General features: G+C 53.0%; 29 protein-coding genes. All 29 read right to left on the bottom strand.

From position 1 onward, the window contains the following. Window positions 1-99: 99 nt before the first annotated feature. Complete coding sequence (gene rplQ / locus CDH47_RS16145) at window positions 100-498, bottom strand: 50S ribosomal protein L17 (RefSeq protein ID WP_096784129.1); 399 nt, start codon at window positions 496-498, stop codon at window positions 100-102. 33 nt (window positions 499-531) lie between these two features. Next, complete coding sequence (locus CDH47_RS16140; RefSeq protein ID WP_100641186.1) at window positions 532-1,536, bottom strand: DNA-directed RNA polymerase subunit alpha; 1,005 nt, start codon at window positions 1,534-1,536, stop codon at window positions 532-534. A gap of 35 nt (window positions 1,537-1,571) precedes the next feature. After that, entirely contained in the window at window positions 1,572-2,192 is a 621-nt protein-coding gene (gene rpsD, locus CDH47_RS16135) for a 30S ribosomal protein S4 (protein ID WP_100641184.1), read from the bottom strand. A gap of 18 nt (window positions 2,193-2,210) precedes the next feature. Next, window positions 2,211-2,600: a 30S ribosomal protein S11 gene (rpsK, locus tag CDH47_RS16130; RefSeq protein WP_100641182.1), complete on the bottom strand. Its 390-nt coding sequence runs from the start codon at window positions 2,598-2,600 to the stop codon at window positions 2,211-2,213. A gap of 13 nt (window positions 2,601-2,613) precedes the next feature. After that, window positions 2,614-2,970 (bottom strand): 30S ribosomal protein S13, encoded by a 357-nt coding sequence (rpsM, locus tag CDH47_RS16125; protein WP_100641180.1) that lies wholly within the window; start codon window positions 2,968-2,970, stop codon window positions 2,614-2,616. 143 nt (window positions 2,971-3,113) lie between these two features. Beyond that, window positions 3,114-3,227 carry a 50S ribosomal protein L36 gene (rpmJ, locus tag CDH47_RS16120; RefSeq protein WP_008174902.1) on the bottom strand — a complete coding sequence of 38 codons (114 nt, stop codon included), beginning with the start codon at window positions 3,225-3,227 and terminating at the stop codon, window positions 3,114-3,116. Window positions 3,228-3,257: 30 nt separating this feature from the next. Further along, window positions 3,258-4,580 carry a preprotein translocase subunit SecY gene (secY, locus tag CDH47_RS16115; protein WP_100641179.1) on the bottom strand — a complete coding sequence of 441 codons (1,323 nt, stop codon included), beginning with the start codon at window positions 4,578-4,580 and terminating at the stop codon, window positions 3,258-3,260. 17 nt (window positions 4,581-4,597) lie between these two features. After that, entirely contained in the window at window positions 4,598-5,032 is a 435-nt protein-coding gene (gene rplO / locus CDH47_RS16110) for a 50S ribosomal protein L15 (RefSeq protein WP_100641178.1), read from the bottom strand. A gap of 1 nt (window position 5,033) precedes the next feature. After that, a complete protein-coding gene (rpmD, locus tag CDH47_RS16105; RefSeq protein ID WP_100641177.1) occupies window positions 5,034-5,222 on the bottom strand; it encodes a 50S ribosomal protein L30 in 189 nt (62 codons plus the stop codon). Window positions 5,223-5,226: 4 nt separating this feature from the next. Continuing rightward, entirely contained in the window at window positions 5,227-5,727 is a 501-nt protein-coding gene (gene rpsE / locus CDH47_RS16100) for a 30S ribosomal protein S5 (RefSeq protein ID WP_100641176.1), read from the bottom strand. Window positions 5,728-5,739: 12 nt separating this feature from the next. Further along, window positions 5,740-6,087 (bottom strand): 50S ribosomal protein L18, encoded by a 348-nt coding sequence (gene rplR / locus CDH47_RS16095; protein ID WP_100641175.1) that lies wholly within the window; start codon window positions 6,085-6,087, stop codon window positions 5,740-5,742. 9 nt (window positions 6,088-6,096) lie between these two features. Next, window positions 6,097-6,630, bottom strand: coding sequence for a 50S ribosomal protein L6 (gene rplF, locus CDH47_RS16090; RefSeq protein ID WP_100641174.1), 534 nt, complete (start codon window positions 6,628-6,630; stop codon window positions 6,097-6,099). A 9-nt stretch (window positions 6,631-6,639) separates the two neighbouring features. Then, the gene (gene rpsH, locus CDH47_RS16085) at window positions 6,640-7,032 is read right to left on the bottom strand and encodes a 30S ribosomal protein S8 (protein ID WP_100641173.1); all 393 of its coding nucleotides are present in this window, start codon (window positions 7,030-7,032) and stop codon (window positions 6,640-6,642) included. Between the two features lie 89 nt (window positions 7,033-7,121). Continuing rightward, complete coding sequence (rpsN, locus tag CDH47_RS16080) at window positions 7,122-7,427, bottom strand: 30S ribosomal protein S14 (RefSeq protein WP_100641172.1); 306 nt, start codon at window positions 7,425-7,427, stop codon at window positions 7,122-7,124. Between the two features lie 13 nt (window positions 7,428-7,440). Beyond that, the gene (gene rplE, locus CDH47_RS16075) at window positions 7,441-7,980 is read right to left on the bottom strand and encodes a 50S ribosomal protein L5 (protein ID WP_100641171.1); all 540 of its coding nucleotides are present in this window, start codon (window positions 7,978-7,980) and stop codon (window positions 7,441-7,443) included. Window positions 7,981-7,995: 15 nt separating this feature from the next. Next, on the bottom strand, window positions 7,996-8,316 hold the full coding sequence (gene rplX, locus CDH47_RS16070; RefSeq protein WP_100641170.1) for a 50S ribosomal protein L24: 321 nt from the start codon (window positions 8,314-8,316) through the stop codon (window positions 7,996-7,998). A gap of 17 nt (window positions 8,317-8,333) precedes the next feature. Then, window positions 8,334-8,702, bottom strand: coding sequence for a 50S ribosomal protein L14 (gene rplN / locus CDH47_RS16065; protein ID WP_100641169.1), 369 nt, complete (start codon window positions 8,700-8,702; stop codon window positions 8,334-8,336). Between the two features lie 18 nt (window positions 8,703-8,720). Beyond that, entirely contained in the window at window positions 8,721-8,987 is a 267-nt protein-coding gene (gene rpsQ, locus CDH47_RS16060; protein ID WP_100641168.1) for a 30S ribosomal protein S17, read from the bottom strand. Window position 8,988: 1 nt separating this feature from the next. Further along, window positions 8,989-9,180 carry a 50S ribosomal protein L29 gene (gene rpmC, locus CDH47_RS16055; protein WP_100641167.1) on the bottom strand — a complete coding sequence of 64 codons (192 nt, stop codon included), beginning with the start codon at window positions 9,178-9,180 and terminating at the stop codon, window positions 8,989-8,991. Further along, the gene (gene rplP, locus CDH47_RS16050) at window positions 9,180-9,593 is read right to left on the bottom strand and encodes a 50S ribosomal protein L16 (RefSeq protein ID WP_100641166.1); all 414 of its coding nucleotides are present in this window, start codon (window positions 9,591-9,593) and stop codon (window positions 9,180-9,182) included. The genes rpmC and rplP overlap by 1 nt, the downstream gene beginning before the upstream one ends. A 12-nt stretch (window positions 9,594-9,605) precedes the next feature. Continuing rightward, complete coding sequence (rpsC, locus tag CDH47_RS16045) at window positions 9,606-10,289, bottom strand: 30S ribosomal protein S3 (RefSeq protein ID WP_100641164.1); 684 nt, start codon at window positions 10,287-10,289, stop codon at window positions 9,606-9,608. Window positions 10,290-10,300: 11 nt separating this feature from the next. Continuing rightward, window positions 10,301-10,633 (bottom strand): 50S ribosomal protein L22, encoded by a 333-nt coding sequence (gene rplV / locus CDH47_RS16040; protein ID WP_100641162.1) that lies wholly within the window; start codon window positions 10,631-10,633, stop codon window positions 10,301-10,303. 17 nt (window positions 10,634-10,650) lie between these two features. Further along, the gene (gene rpsS, locus CDH47_RS16035) at window positions 10,651-10,926 is read right to left on the bottom strand and encodes a 30S ribosomal protein S19 (RefSeq protein WP_096784145.1); all 276 of its coding nucleotides are present in this window, start codon (window positions 10,924-10,926) and stop codon (window positions 10,651-10,653) included. Between the two features lie 23 nt (window positions 10,927-10,949). After that, a complete protein-coding gene (rplB, locus tag CDH47_RS16030; RefSeq protein WP_100641160.1) occupies window positions 10,950-11,777 on the bottom strand; it encodes a 50S ribosomal protein L2 in 828 nt (275 codons plus the stop codon). Between the two features lie 17 nt (window positions 11,778-11,794). After that, window positions 11,795-12,088, bottom strand: a complete 294-nt coding sequence (gene rplW, locus CDH47_RS16025; RefSeq protein WP_100641158.1) for a 50S ribosomal protein L23 — start codon at window positions 12,086-12,088, stop codon at window positions 11,795-11,797. Continuing rightward, entirely contained in the window at window positions 12,085-12,690 is a 606-nt protein-coding gene (gene rplD / locus CDH47_RS16020) for a 50S ribosomal protein L4 (protein WP_100641156.1), read from the bottom strand. The genes rplW and rplD overlap by 4 nt, the downstream gene beginning before the upstream one ends. Before the next feature lie 11 nt (window positions 12,691-12,701). Beyond that, complete coding sequence (rplC, locus tag CDH47_RS16015) at window positions 12,702-13,340, bottom strand: 50S ribosomal protein L3 (protein ID WP_100641154.1); 639 nt, start codon at window positions 13,338-13,340, stop codon at window positions 12,702-12,704. A gap of 76 nt (window positions 13,341-13,416) precedes the next feature. Then, window positions 13,417-13,728 (bottom strand): 30S ribosomal protein S10, encoded by a 312-nt coding sequence (rpsJ, locus tag CDH47_RS16010; protein WP_041341420.1) that lies wholly within the window; start codon window positions 13,726-13,728, stop codon window positions 13,417-13,419. Between the two features lie 191 nt (window positions 13,729-13,919). Further along, a partial coding sequence (locus CDH47_RS16005) for an EF-Tu C-terminal domain-related protein (RefSeq protein ID WP_205077621.1) occupies window positions 13,920-14,036 on the bottom strand: 117 nt, incomplete at its 5' end.

Raw genomic sequence — 14,036 nt, 5'->3', positions numbered from 1 at the left:
CCCCCTAAGCAGCAATTACCGAATAAACCATCAAATTTTAGACACAAAAAAACCGGGAACCTTACGGCACCCGGTTTTTTTGTGGACTAAGGAACGATATTACTCGTCGCCTTCGTCCACTTCTTCTGCTTCGATGTCCAACGGACGCCCAACCAGCTCAACAAATGCCATAGGGGCATTGTCGCCAGCGCGGAAGCCACACTTCAGAATGCGAAGGTAACCACCCGGACGCTCATTGTAACGGGGGCCAAGCTCATCAAACAGCTTGGCAACCGCCGCGTCGTCGCGCAGGCGAGAAAACGCCAGACGACGATTCGCTACCGAATCTTTTTTGGCGAGCGTGATCAAAGGCTCAGCTACACGACGAAGCTCTTTGGCTTTCGGCAGCGTTGTTTTAATCAGCTCATGACCAACCAGTGACGCAGTCATGTTACGAAACATGGCCTTGCGATGCGCACTGGTCCTGCTGAACTTACGACCACTCTTACGATGACGCATTGCTCTGATTCCTTACCTTAAACTAATCGGCAATCAACCGCCCAGAACCCGGTCGTCGCCACGAAGGCTAGCCGGTGGCCAGTTATCAAGACGCATGCCCAGAGACAAACCACGGGACGCCAGAACGTCCTTAATCTCGGTTAGCGACTTCTTACCAAGGTTAGGCGTCTTCAACAGCTCAACTTCTGTGCGCTGGATCAGATCACCGATGTAGTAAATATTTTCAGCCTTCAAGCAGTTAGCCGAACGCACCGTCAATTCCAGATCATCCACCGGACGCAGCAGAATAGGATCAATTTCTTCCTCTTCCTCAACGCGCTCAGGCTCTTTTTCGTGATCAAAATCGACAAATACTGCCAGTTGCTGCTGGAGAATGGTGGCTGCCCGGCGAATCGCTTCTTCCGGATCAATCGTGCCGTTCGTCTCCAAATCAATAACCAGCTTGTCCAGATCGGTACGCTGCTCTACCCGTGCACTTTCCACGGAGTAGGCTACACGGCGAACCGGACTGAAGGTTGCGTCCAATTGCAGTCGGCCGATGGCGCGGGTTTCATCTTCCTCGAGACCACGCTGATCTGCCGGCTCATAGCCGCGACCACGCGCAACACGCAGACGCATGTTCACTTCACCCTTTTCACTCAGGTGACAGATCACATGATCCGGGTTGGAAATCTCGACGTCATGATCCAGCTTGATATCACCGGCTGTAACAACGCCCGGGCCTTTTTTGCTGAGCGTAAGCTCAGTGTCGTCCCGACCATTCATCTTGACGGCAACGCCTTTGAGATTCAGCAGAATCTCAATAACGTCTTCCTGGACACCTTCAATCGCGCTGTACTCGTGCAAGACACCGTCAATCTGCGCTTCAGTAACAGCGCAGCCCGGCATCGAAGACAAGAGAATGCGACGCAGTGCGCTACCCAAAGTGTGGCCAAACCCTCTTTCCAGAGGCTCCAGCGTGACTTTGGCGCGCATGGCACTCGATTCTTTCACGTCAATGGTACGAGGTGTCAATAACTCTTGTACTGAACGCTGCATAGACGCCCCTATCTACTATCGTTGCTTATCAGGCTTTACTTGGAGTAAAGCTCGACGATGAGGTTCTCGTTGATGTCGGCCGGCAACTCAGTACGCTCAGGTACTGACTTGTAAACGCCGGACATCTTGTTGGCGTCGACCTCTACCCAGCTCACCGGTGCACGGCTTGCAGACAGTTCCAGAGCGCCTTTAACACGCAGCTGGTTTCTGGCTTTTTCACGCACACTCACAACATCACCAGGCTTGACCTTGTAGGAAGGAATATTCACTACCTTGTCGTTAACCAGGATCGCCTTGTGAGAGACGAGCTGACGGGATTCTGCACGGGTCGAACCAAAGCCCATGCGGTATGCAACGTTATCAAGACGAGTCTCAAGAAGTTGCAGCAGGTTTTCACCTGTTGCGCCCTTCAGGCGAGCCGCCTCTTTATAATAGTTGCGGAATTGCTTTTCGAGAACGCCATAGATACGACGAACTTTCTGTTTCTCTCGAAGCTGCACGCCGTACTCAGACAGACGACTGCGACGCGCGCCGTGCATACCCGGCGGAGTCTCGATGTTGCACTTGGAATCCAGCGCGCGAACACCGCTCTTGAGAAAAAGGTCTGTCCCTTCACGACGAGACAGCTTGCACTTCGGGCCTATATAACGAGCCATAATTCACTGTCTCCTGTGTTAGACGCGGCGCTTTTTGGGCGGACGACAGCCGTTATGGGGAATCGGCGTCACATCTGTGATGTTAGTGATCTTGTAGCCGCACGAATTCAACGCACGAACTGCAGACTCACGTCCTGGCCCGGGACCCTTAACCTCTACGTCCAGGTTTTTAAGGCCGTATTCAGCAGCCGCGTTACCGGCTCTTTCAGCTGCTACCTGCGCAGCAAAAGGTGTGCTCTTACGTGACCCACGAAAACCGGACCCACCAGAGGTGGCCCAGGACAGAACGTTGCCCTGACGGTCAGAAATGGTCACGATCGTGTTGTTGAAGGACGCGTGTACGTGCGCGACGCCATCAACAACGGTCTTTTTCACCTTTTTACGGGTACGTGTACCTGGCTTTGCCATGTTTGCCTACCTGTTACTTACGAATAGGTTTGCGTGGACCTTTACGGGTGCGTGCGTTGGTCTTTGTGCGCTGGCCGCGGACAGGAAGCCCGTGACGATGGCGCAGACCACGGTGACATCCGAGATCCTTCAAACGCTTAATGTTCATCTGTACTTCACGACGCAGATCGCCCTCAACGACAACTTTACCCACTTCGGTACGAAGTGACTCAAGCTCATCGTCAGACAGGTCTTTGACCTTGACGTCCGGCTTAACGCCGGTTGCATCGCAAAGCTTCTGGGCTGTTGTCTTGCCAACACCAAAGATGTAGGTCAGCGAGATAACAGCATGTTTGTGATCGGGTATATTGACACCGGCTATACGTGCCATCCAAATTACTCCGCGTTCAAAGCTTTGCTGTGTGAATTTTCCGCCACAGAAATGGGGCGCGAAATAATAGCGCCTGACCCGGCATCGAGTCAAGCGCCATCATTGCGAACCTCTTTCGCTAGCCAGGATGCTTCCCGAGGGAATCAGCCCTGACGCTGCTTGTGGCGAGGCTCCGAGCAAATGACTCTTACTGAGCCATTGCGACGAATTACTTTGCAGTTACGGCAAATTTTCTTTACCGAAGCGCGTACTTTCATTGTCGACTCCAGTTTTCAAGGGGAACGGTATTAACCGTTCCGTCCATAGCCCTTGAGATTGGACTTCTTCATCAGCGATTCATACTGATGCGACATCAGGTGCGACTGAACCTGCGCCATGAAATCCATCACCACGACTACAACAATCAGCAGTGAGGTGCCGCCCAAATAGAACGGAACATTCCCGGCAACCATCAGAAACTGAGGGAACAGAGATACTGCTGCAATGTACATTGCACCGAACAGGGTCAAACGAGTCAGAACACCATCTATATACTTAGCTGTCTGATCGCCAGGACGAATGCCCGGTATAAACGCGCCAGAGCGCTTGAGGTTATCCGCAACTTCTTTCGGGTTATACATCAGAGCTGTGTAGAAGAAGCAGAAGAAAACGACCGCTGCTGCAAACAGAATAATGTACAACGGCTGGCTTGGCGCCAATGCCTGGGAAATATCACTGAGCCATTCCATGCCTTCACCCTGACCAAACCACTGCCCCAACGATGCCGGGAAAAGCAGAATGGATGAAGCAAAGATGGGCGGGATAACCCCGGCCATGTTTACCTTCAAAGGCAAATGACTGGACTGCTGAGCAAAAACACGACGCCCCTGCTGTCGCTTGGCATAGTTGATGGTCAGACGACGCTGCCCACGCTCCATAAACACTACGAAGCCAACTACTGCAATAGCAAGGATACCGATACCCAGAACCACCAACAGGCTCATTTCGCCGTTACGAGCCTGCTCCAGAGTCTGGCCGATTGCACCGGGAAGCCCGGCGACAATGCCTGCAAAAATCAGCAGGGAGATGCCGTTACCGACACCGCGCTCAGTAATCTGCTCACCCAACCACATCATGAAGACAGCACCACTCACGAAAGAAACAACCGCCACAAAGTGAAAGCTGAAACTGTCATTAAAGGTGACGCCTTGAGAGGCCAAACCAACAGAAATACCAAAACCCTGAACCAGAGCCAGGAGAACCGTACCGTACCGCGTATACTGGCTTATCTTTCGACGCCCAGCCTCACCTTCTTTTTTCAGCTGCTCAAGCTGCGGGCTGACCGCAGTCATGAGCTGCATGATAATAGAGGCAGAGATATACGGCATGATACCGAGAGCGAAGATACTCATGCGCTCGAGCGCACCACCTGAAAACATGTTGAACATACTCAGAATTGTGCCCTGATTCTGCTCAAACAATGCCGCCAAACGGTCAGGGTTAATTCCTGGCACCGGAATGTGTGCACCAATCCGGTACACCAATAATGCCAGGAAGACGAACCAAAGCCGTGACTTAAGCTCGGCCAGTCCTTTCCCCGCGCCCGCAGGCAATGATGCGTTCTTCGCCATTTAGTCCTCGACTCGCCTTAGTCTTCGACTTTGCCACCCGCGGCAGAAATTGCCTCGCGCGCGCCTTTAGTTACACGAAGTCCCTTTACAGTTACTGCGCGGTCAAGTTCGCCCGACAGAATAACTTTGGCTTCGCGAATTTCCTCGCGGATGATGTCCGCCTTTTTAAGGCCAGCAAGATCCACTACATCGCCTTCTACCTTCGCCAGTTCGTTCAGACGAATCTCAGCAACATAGCGCTGCTGGCGCGACGTAAAGCCAAATTTCGGAAGACGACGGGCCAAAGGCTGCTGACCACCCTCGAAACCAGGAGCAACGCTGCCACCGGAACGAGATTTCAGACCTTTATGACCGCGACCACCGGTTTTACCGATGCCGCTACCGATACCACGACCAACGCGCTTGGCGGCGGGACGTGAACCGGGCTCTGGACTAAGTTCGTTCAGACGCATCTTAGTTCTCCTCAACCCGAACCAGGTAATTAACCCGGTTGATCATGCCGCGAATGGAAGGAGTATCTTCCAATTCAACGGTGTGACCGATTTTACGAAGACCCAGGCCTTTCACACAAAGCTTGTGCTTGGGCTGGCAGCCGATGGGGCTGCGGGTCAGAGTTACTTTGATCGTATTTGCGTTCGCCATGACTTCAACCCAGAATCTCTTCGACGGATTTACCGCGCTTGGCTGCAATATCTTCAGGCGCTTGAGTAGCCTGGAGACCCTTGATGGTGGAACGTACCACGTTTACCGGGTTTGTAGACCCGTAGCACTTGGACAGTACGTTCTGAACACCTGCAACTTCCAACACAGCTCGCATCGCACCACCAGCGATGATCCCTGTACCTTCAGAGGCTGGCTGCATATACACCTTGGAGCCACCATGCTGGGCTTTTACAGCGTATTGCAAGGTAGTACCGTCAAGCGGCACATCCACCATGTTCTTGCGTGCAGCTTCCATCGCCTTCTGAATCGCAACCGGCACTTCACGAGCCTTGCCGCGACCGAAGCCAACGCGTCCTTTACCGTCACCAACAACGCTCAGCGCGGTGAACGCAAATACGCGACCGCCCTTGACCACCTTGGCAACGCGATTCACCTGAACCAGCTTCTCCTGGAGCTCAGGCGCTTTCTGATCGTTAACGCTCATCTTCTCCACCTCTTAGAATTGCAAGCCAGCTTCACGGGCTGCGTCGGCCAAAGCCTGAACACGGCCGTGATAACGGTAACCGGAGCGGTCGAATGCTACCTGCTCCACACCTGCCGCCTTGGCACGCTCAGCAATCAGCTGACCAACCTTCTTGGCGGCGTCCACGTTACCGGTTGCACCCTGGCGCAGTTCCTTATCCAACGTGGAGGCAGTGGCTAAAACCTGACTGCCATCTGCTGTCGTAACCTGGGCGTACATATGACGCGGAGTGCGGTGAACGCACAAACGTGTCGTACCCAGTTCACGGATCTTCATGCGCACTTTGCGTGCGCGACGCAATCTTTCGTTATTCGCGCTCATAGTCCCGCCTTATTTCTTCTTGGCTTCTTTGCGTCTGACCTGCTCATCCGCATACCGTACACCTTTGCCTTTGTAAGGCTCGGGCGGACGGAACGCGCGGATCTCTGCAGCGACGTGGCCAACCTGTTGCTTGTCGATACCGCGAATGACTACTTCCGTATTAGAAGGAGTTTCAGCAGTGATCCCCTCGGGCAGCTCATAAGAAACCGGGTGAGAAAAACCCAGTGTCAGATTGAGCTTCGTACCTTGCGCCTGGGCCCGATAACCTACACCGACCAGCTGGAGCTTGCGCTCGAAGCCAGCGGATACACCAGTTACCATGTTATTGACCAGCGCACGGGTTGTACCGGCAAGAGCGCGGGACTTTTGGGCACCATCGCGAGCAGCAAAACGAAGAAGGTTCTCTTCCTGTTTCACTTCAACCGCCTGGTGAATAGAAAAATCTAGAGCTCCCTTGGAGCCCTTAACACTAATTTCCTGTCCGTTCAGCTTAACCTCAACACCGGAAGGCAGCACGACAGGATTATTGGCAACCCTGGACATGTGATTCTCCTAGAATACGGTGCAGATGACTTCGCCACCCACGCCAGCAGCTCGTGCGGCGCGGTCAGTCATAACGCCCTTGGACGTAGAGACAATCGCGACTCCTAAACCACCGGATACCTTCGGTAGCTCCCCAGTGCCCTTGTACTGGCGCAGACTTGGGCGACTAACGCGCTTGATCTGCTCAATGACAGGCTTACCACCGAAGTACTTGAGCGTGATTGTCAACTCGGGCTTTACATCGGCTGAAACGGAAAAGTCTGCAACATAGCCTTCGTCTTTAAGAACCTGGGCTACCGAGACCTTCATTTTGGAAGACGGCATCGTAACATCAGCTTTCGATGCCATCTGGGCATTGCGAATACGAGTTACCATATCCGCAAGCGTATCTTGCATGCTCATTAGTATGAGGCTCCTGATCTTTTTAGTTGTGCAGCGGCGCGCCGCACCGCTTACCAACAGGCACCCTGACCGAAGCCAGGATACCTATCTTACCAGCTTGCTTTGGTCAGGCCCGGTACGTCACCACGCATGCCGTATTCGCGGAGTTTGATCCGTGAAAGCTCGAACTTGCGTAGAACGCCGTGGGGACGACCAGTAACCTGGCAACGATTACGAAGACGCGAGGGGGATGCATCGCGAGGAAGCTGCTGGAGCTTCATCTGCGCATCCCAACGGTCATCATCGCTGGTATTTGGGTTCTTGATAATCGCCTTGAGTTCAGCGCGCTTCGCTGCATACTTCGCAACGGTTTGCTCGCGCTTCAGCTCACGGTTTTTCATTGAAACCTTAGCCATTACTCTCGTTCCTTTATTTCTTGAACGGAAAACCGAAAGCTTTCAGTAGCTCACGACCTTCATCGTCGGTACGGGCACTGGTGGTAATGGTGATATCCAATCCTCGGATCTTGTCGACTTTGTCGTACTCGATCTCCGGGAAGATAATCTGCTCACGCACACCCATGCTGTAGTTACCGCGCCCGTCAAAAGACTTGGGATTCAGACCGCGAAAGTCACGAATGCGGGGAACCGCAATGTGTACCAAGCGATCAAAGAAATCCCACATACGCTCGCCGCGCAAGGTAACTTTACAGCCAATCGGCCATCCTTCACGGATTTTGAAACCCGCAACAGATTTACGCGCTGTAGTGACAACCACTTTTTGACCTGCCAGGCGCTCAAGATCCGCCACAGCATTTTCAATCAGCTTCTTGTCACCGACCGCTTCGCCGACACCCATGTTCAGGGTAATCTTTTCGATACGCGGCACCTGCATAACGTTCTTGAAACCGAACTCTTTCTGCAGGGCGGGTACCACTTCCTTGCTGTACTGCTCTTTCATGTTAAGCATCGTAACCACCACCGCTTACTGGTTATCGACAGCTTCTTTCGTAGCCTTGAAGATCCGCGACTTTGTACCGTCTTCCTTGATCTGGAAGCCGACACGATCGGCTTTGCCGGTCTGCGGATTAAAAATAGCTACGTTGGAAGCCTGGATAGGTGCTTCTTTTTCGACGATGCCACCAGGGGTGCCCAACATCGGGTTTGGTTTGGTGTGCTTCTTCATCATATTGATGCCGGAAACAATTACCTTACCATCGTCCTGAACTTTCAGAACTTTACCACGTTTGCCTTTGTCTTTCCCCGTAGTGACGATTACTTCGTCATCTCGTTTAATCTTTTTCATAACCGGCCTCTGGTCCTTTAAAGTACTTCGGGTGCCAGTGAGATAATTTTCATGAACTTTTCGTTTCGCAGTTCACGGGTAACCGGTCCGAAGATACGGGTACCAATGGGTGCGTCCTGAGCATTCAGAAGTACAGCCGCGTTACCGTCGAAACGGATCAGCGACCCGTCGGGACGACGGACACCCTTGCGGGTGCGCACTACTACAGCTTTCAGGACCTGGCCCTTTTTCACTTTTCCGCGGGGGATGGCTTCCTTGACGGTCACCTTAATGATATCCCCTACGTTGGCGTAACGCCGGTGTGAACCGCCCAGGACCTTAATGCACATCACCTGACGCGCACCGCTGTTATCCGCGACTTCAAGCATTGTCTGAGTCTGAATCATGGTTGTTCTCCGGGCGATTTACACCTTGGATGCTTTCTCGGTGACTTCCACCAGCGACCAGCTCTTGGTCTTGGAGATCGGACGGATCTCCTCGATGGTTACCTTGTCACCAATGTTGCACTGATTGTTCTCATCGTGAGCATGGATCTTGGTTGAACGCTTCAAGTACTTACCGTACAAAGGGTGCTTCACCTGACGCTCGACCAACACCACGATGGACTTCTCCATCTTGTTGCTTACGACCTTGCCGCTAAGAGTTCTGGCAGTTTGGGTAGTTTCGGTCATGTCACTGTCCTGCCTTTTCGTTCAATACTGTTTTCACGCGAGCAATGTCACGCTTCACCCCAGCGAGAAGGTGAGACTGATTGAGCTGACCTGTCGCCTTGCGCATGCGCAGGTTGAACTGCTCCTTCAGGAGATTGATCAGCTCCTTGTTCAGCTCCTCGGCTGATTTTTCACGCAGCTCTGTTGCTTTCATCACATCACCGTCCTCGTTACGAAGGTGGTCTGTACCGGCAATTTAGCCGCTGCGAGCGTGAAGGCTTCACGTGCGATATCTTCTGAAACACCTTCCATCTCGTAGAGCATCCGGCCTGGCTGAATCTCAGCCACCCAATACTCGACAGAACCCTTACCTTTACCCATACGTACTTCAAGCGGCTTGCCGGTGATCGGCTTGTCCGGGAACACTCGGATCCAGATCTTCCCGCCACGCTTGATCTTACGCGTCATGGTACGACGAGCCGCTTCAATCTGGCGCGCAGTTATACGCCCACGGGTTGTCGCTTTCAATCCGTATTCACCGAAGCTCACCTTGTTGGCGCGGTGAGCAAGACCGGTATTACGGCCCTTCATTACCTTGCGAAATTTGGTGCGTTTTGGTTGCAGCATAAGATTGCCCCTTTACTTAGAACCTTTCTTCCCAGAGGCTTTCTTGTCAGCACGGACCTGTTCCATACCACCAAGAATCTCACCTTTGAAGATCCATACCTTGACGCCGATAATGCCGTAAGTGGTATTCGCTTCGTAGGTTGCGTAATCAATATCTGCACGCAATGTGTGCAGCGGAACACGACCTTCGCGGTACCACTCGGAACGCGCAATTTCAGCACCCCCGAGACGACCACCAACCTGAATCTTGATACCCTTGGCACCCTGGCGCATGGCATTCTGAACCGCGCGCTTCATAGCGCGACGGAACATCACACGACGCTCCAACTGGCCGGCAACGTTTTGCGCTACCAGGCGAGCATCCAGATCCGGCTTGCGGACTTCTTCGATGTTGATGTGCACAGGCACACCCATCATCTCGCCAACTTCACGACGCAGACGATCAACATCTTCACCCTTCTTACCGATAACAATACCGGGGCGGGCAGTATGAATCGTGATACGGGCGTTCTGAGCAGGGCGCTCGATCACAATCTTGCTAACAGACGCCTTAACCAGGCGCTTGTCGAGGAATTCGCGAACCTGAATGTCATTCAACAGATTCTGTGCGTATTCCTTTTTATCGGCATACCAGACTGAGTTGTGCTCTTTAATCACACCCAGGCGGAAGCCGATCGGATTTACTTTATGACCCATCTGAGCATCTCCTACTTGTCGGCGACCTTGACGGTGATATGACAGGTGCGCTTCATGATTCTATCAGCGCGCCCCTTGGCTCTAGCCTTGATCCGCTTGAGCGTTGGGCCCTCATCCACCATTACGGTGGAAACCCGCAGTTCGTCAACGTCCAGACCTTCGTTATGCTCAGCGTTGGCAATGGCAGACTCAAGAGCTTTCTTGATGATTACCGCCGCCTTCTTAGGGCTGAAAGTCAGAATGTTCAGGGCGTCCTCAACCGGCTTGCCGCGGACCTGATCGGCGACAAGGCGTGCTTTCTGAGCTGAGAGGCGAGCGCCCTTGTACTTGGCTGCTACTTCCATTTCTATTCCCCTCACAATCAGCGTTTAGCTTTCTTGTCGGCCGAGTGGCCACGATAAGTACGCGTTGCCGCGAACTCTCCCAGTTTATGCCCGACCATATCTTCGGTTACATAAACCGGCACGTGTTGCCTGCCGTTGTGGACTGCGATGGTCAGGCCTACGAACTCTGGAAAGATCGTTGAGCGACGCGACCAGGTCTTGATCGGTCGCTTGTCGTTCGCTTCCAGAGCTGCCTCGACCTTCTTCAACAGATGCAGGTCTATAAAAGGACCTTTCTTTAAAGAACGTGGCACAGCATTTACCTCTATGTAGTCGTTTACTTGGCTGAACGACGACGCACTATCATATTATCAGTACGCTTGTTCTTACGAGTCTTATGCCCTTTGGTCGGAACACCCCACGGAGTAACCGGGTGACGTCCGCCAGAGGTACGCCCTTCACCACCACCATGCGGGTGGTCAACTGGGTTCATAGCAACACCACGTACTGTTGGACGCTTGCCACGCCAACGTGATGCACCCGCTTTGCCAAGCTGCTTGGCGCTATGCTCACTGTTGGATACTGCTCCCAGTGTGGCACGGCAATCTACAAGCACCTTACGCATTTCACCTGAGCGCAGGCGGATGGTCGCATAAGCGCCTTCCCGAGCAACCAGCTGTACGGATGCGCCCGCAGAGCGAGCCAGCTGAGCACCTTTGCCAGGCTTGAGCTCAACGCAATGGATCACAGAACCAACCGGGATATTCCGCAGCGGCAATGTGCTTCCAACCTTGATAGGCGCGTCGATTCCTGAGCGCACAGGGTCGCCAATTTGCATACCCTTGGGAGCGATAATATAACGACGCTCACCATCGGCATACTTAATCAGCGCGATGTGCGCAGAGCGGTTAGGATCGTACTCAATGCGCTCAATTGTCGCAGGAATACCATCTTTAGTCCGCTTAAAATCAATAATACGGTAGTGCTGCTTGTGGCCACCACCAATGTGCCGGGAAGTGATCCGGCCATTGTTATTACGGCCACCCGACTTGCTTTGAGATTCCACCAACGGTGCGTAAGGGCGCCCTGTGTGCAGGTCCGGGTTGTAAAGTTTTACAACGTGACGGCGTCCGGCAGATGTTGGCTTGGTTTTGACGATCGGCATATTACGACCCCTTTACCTTATTCCACATCCAGAAAATCGATGTCCTGACCTTCAGCCAGCTTTACATAAGCCTTACGAATGTCATTACGCTTGCCGAACCCGCGGACAGTGCGCTTAAGCTTGCCCTTACGGTTCAGAACCTGAACACCTTCTACGGTGACGTTGAACAGCTGTTCAACAGCCTTCTTGATTTCCGGCTTGGTAGCGTCCGGGGCTACCCGGAAAACAACTTGTCCATGCTCGGCCACCAGAGAGGCCTTCTCCGATACGTGAGGCCCAAGAAGGACCTTATAAATACGTTCCTGATTCATCCCAGCATCTCCTCGATCTTCTTCAGAGCGGGAACAGTCACCACAACCTTCTCAAAGGCGACCAAGCTAACCGGATCCAACCCAGCAACATCACGCACATCGACGTGAGGTACGTTGCGAGAAGCCAGATGCAGGTTATGCTCCAGGCTTTCAGTCAAAATCAGGGCATTTGCAACACCCAGATCTGCAAGCTTGGAGGTGAAGGCCTTGGTCTTTGGCGCATCGACTGTAAAGTCGTCAACCAACACCAGACGCTCCTGACGAACCAACTCGGAGAAGATAGAACACATCGCAGCGCGATACATTTTACGGTTAACTTTTTGCTCAAAACCGCGGGGTTTAGCAGCAAAGGTTACACCACCGGAGCGCCAGATCGGGCTACGGATAGTACCAGCACGAGCGCGACCTGTGCCCTTCTGACGCCAGGGCTTCTTACCACCACCACTGACTTCTGAACGGTTTTTCTGAGCTTTGGTTCCCTGACGGCCACCTGCCATGTAGGCAGTTACAACCTGGTGAACCAGAGCCTCGTTAAAATCTTTGGCAAATGCAGCTTCGGATACAGAAACTTCCTTACCGCTACCTGTAATAGTCAATTCCATCGAACCGCTCCTCAGGCTTTAAGTGCAGGCTTGATGACAACATCACTGCCAGTTGCGCCGGGTACGGCACCACTAATCAACAGGAGGTTGCGCTCGGCGTCGACACGGACAACTTTCAGGTTCTGCACAGTGACTTGTGCATTCCCCATCTGGCCCGCCATCTTTTTGCCCTTGAATACCTTGCCCGGAGTCTGGTTCTGACCAATAGAACCCGGAGCACGATGCGATAGGGAGTTACCATGCGTAGCGTCCTGCATGGCAAAATTCCAGCGCTTTACGCCACCCTGGAAACCTTTACCCTTTGAACGACCTGTAGCATCTACCAACTGACCATCTTCAAAGACAGTCGCGGCAATTTCGCCACCTGCGGCCAGATCTTCACCCTCGCCATCAGCCAGACGAAACTCCCAGACGCCCCGACCAGCCTCTACGCCGGCCTTCGCAAAATGGCCAGCCTCGCCCTTGGTCACACGCGAGGCGCGACGCGCACCCACAGTCACCTGGACGGCACGGTAGCCATCATTCTCAAGAGTCTTGAGCTGAGTAATGCGGTTAGGATCAACCTCAATTACTGTGACAGGCAAAGCCTGCCCATCTTCCGTAAAAATACGGGTCATACCAGCCTTACGGCCGACAACACCAATCGCCATGTTTCACCTCTATAGTGTACGGGGCTCGCACCCTCTATGGCCTTAGGACAGTTACACAGATCAATACCGGGCGGTATTAACCGAGGCTAATCTGAACGTCTACACCTGCTGCCAGGTCTAGCTTCATCAAAGCATCTACTGTCTTTTCCGTCGGCTCGACAATATCGAGCAAACGCTTATGAGTACGAATTTCATACTGGTCGCGCGCGTCTTTGTTGACGTGCGGAGAAACCAGAATAGTGTACTTCTCCTTCCGCGTCGGCAGAGGGATAGGTCCACGCACTTGAGCGCCGGTCCGCTTTGCGGTATCGACAATCTCCTGCGTCGACTGGTCGATAAGGCGATAATCAAACGCCTTCAACCGGATTCGAATCTTTTGGCTTTGCATGATGCACCAAACTCCACTCGTAGCAGCTACTAACTAGTTAGCCGACCTTCAAAAAAAGGAGCCGCATTGTATGCATAATACCCAACCCTGTCAACAATCATGATTATTGACCAAGTCGGGAGAAGCGGTTGCGACAGAAAGCGAAAAAGGGGCTGATTAAATCAGCCCCCTTCCCTGATGCAACGAGCGTATTACTCGATGATCTTTGCGACGACGCCGGCACCAACGGTACGGCCGCCTTCGCGAATCGCGAAGCGTAGACCGTCTTCCATGGCGATCGGAGCAATCAACGTTACTTCCATCTTCAC

It is taken from the genome of Marinobacter salexigens, from assembly GCF_002806945.1.
GTDB lineage: Bacteria > Pseudomonadota > Gammaproteobacteria > Pseudomonadales > Oleiphilaceae > Marinobacter > Marinobacter salexigens.
Note: the sequence above shows the minus strand (reverse complement) of the source record. Positions and strands in the feature narration are given on the sequence as shown.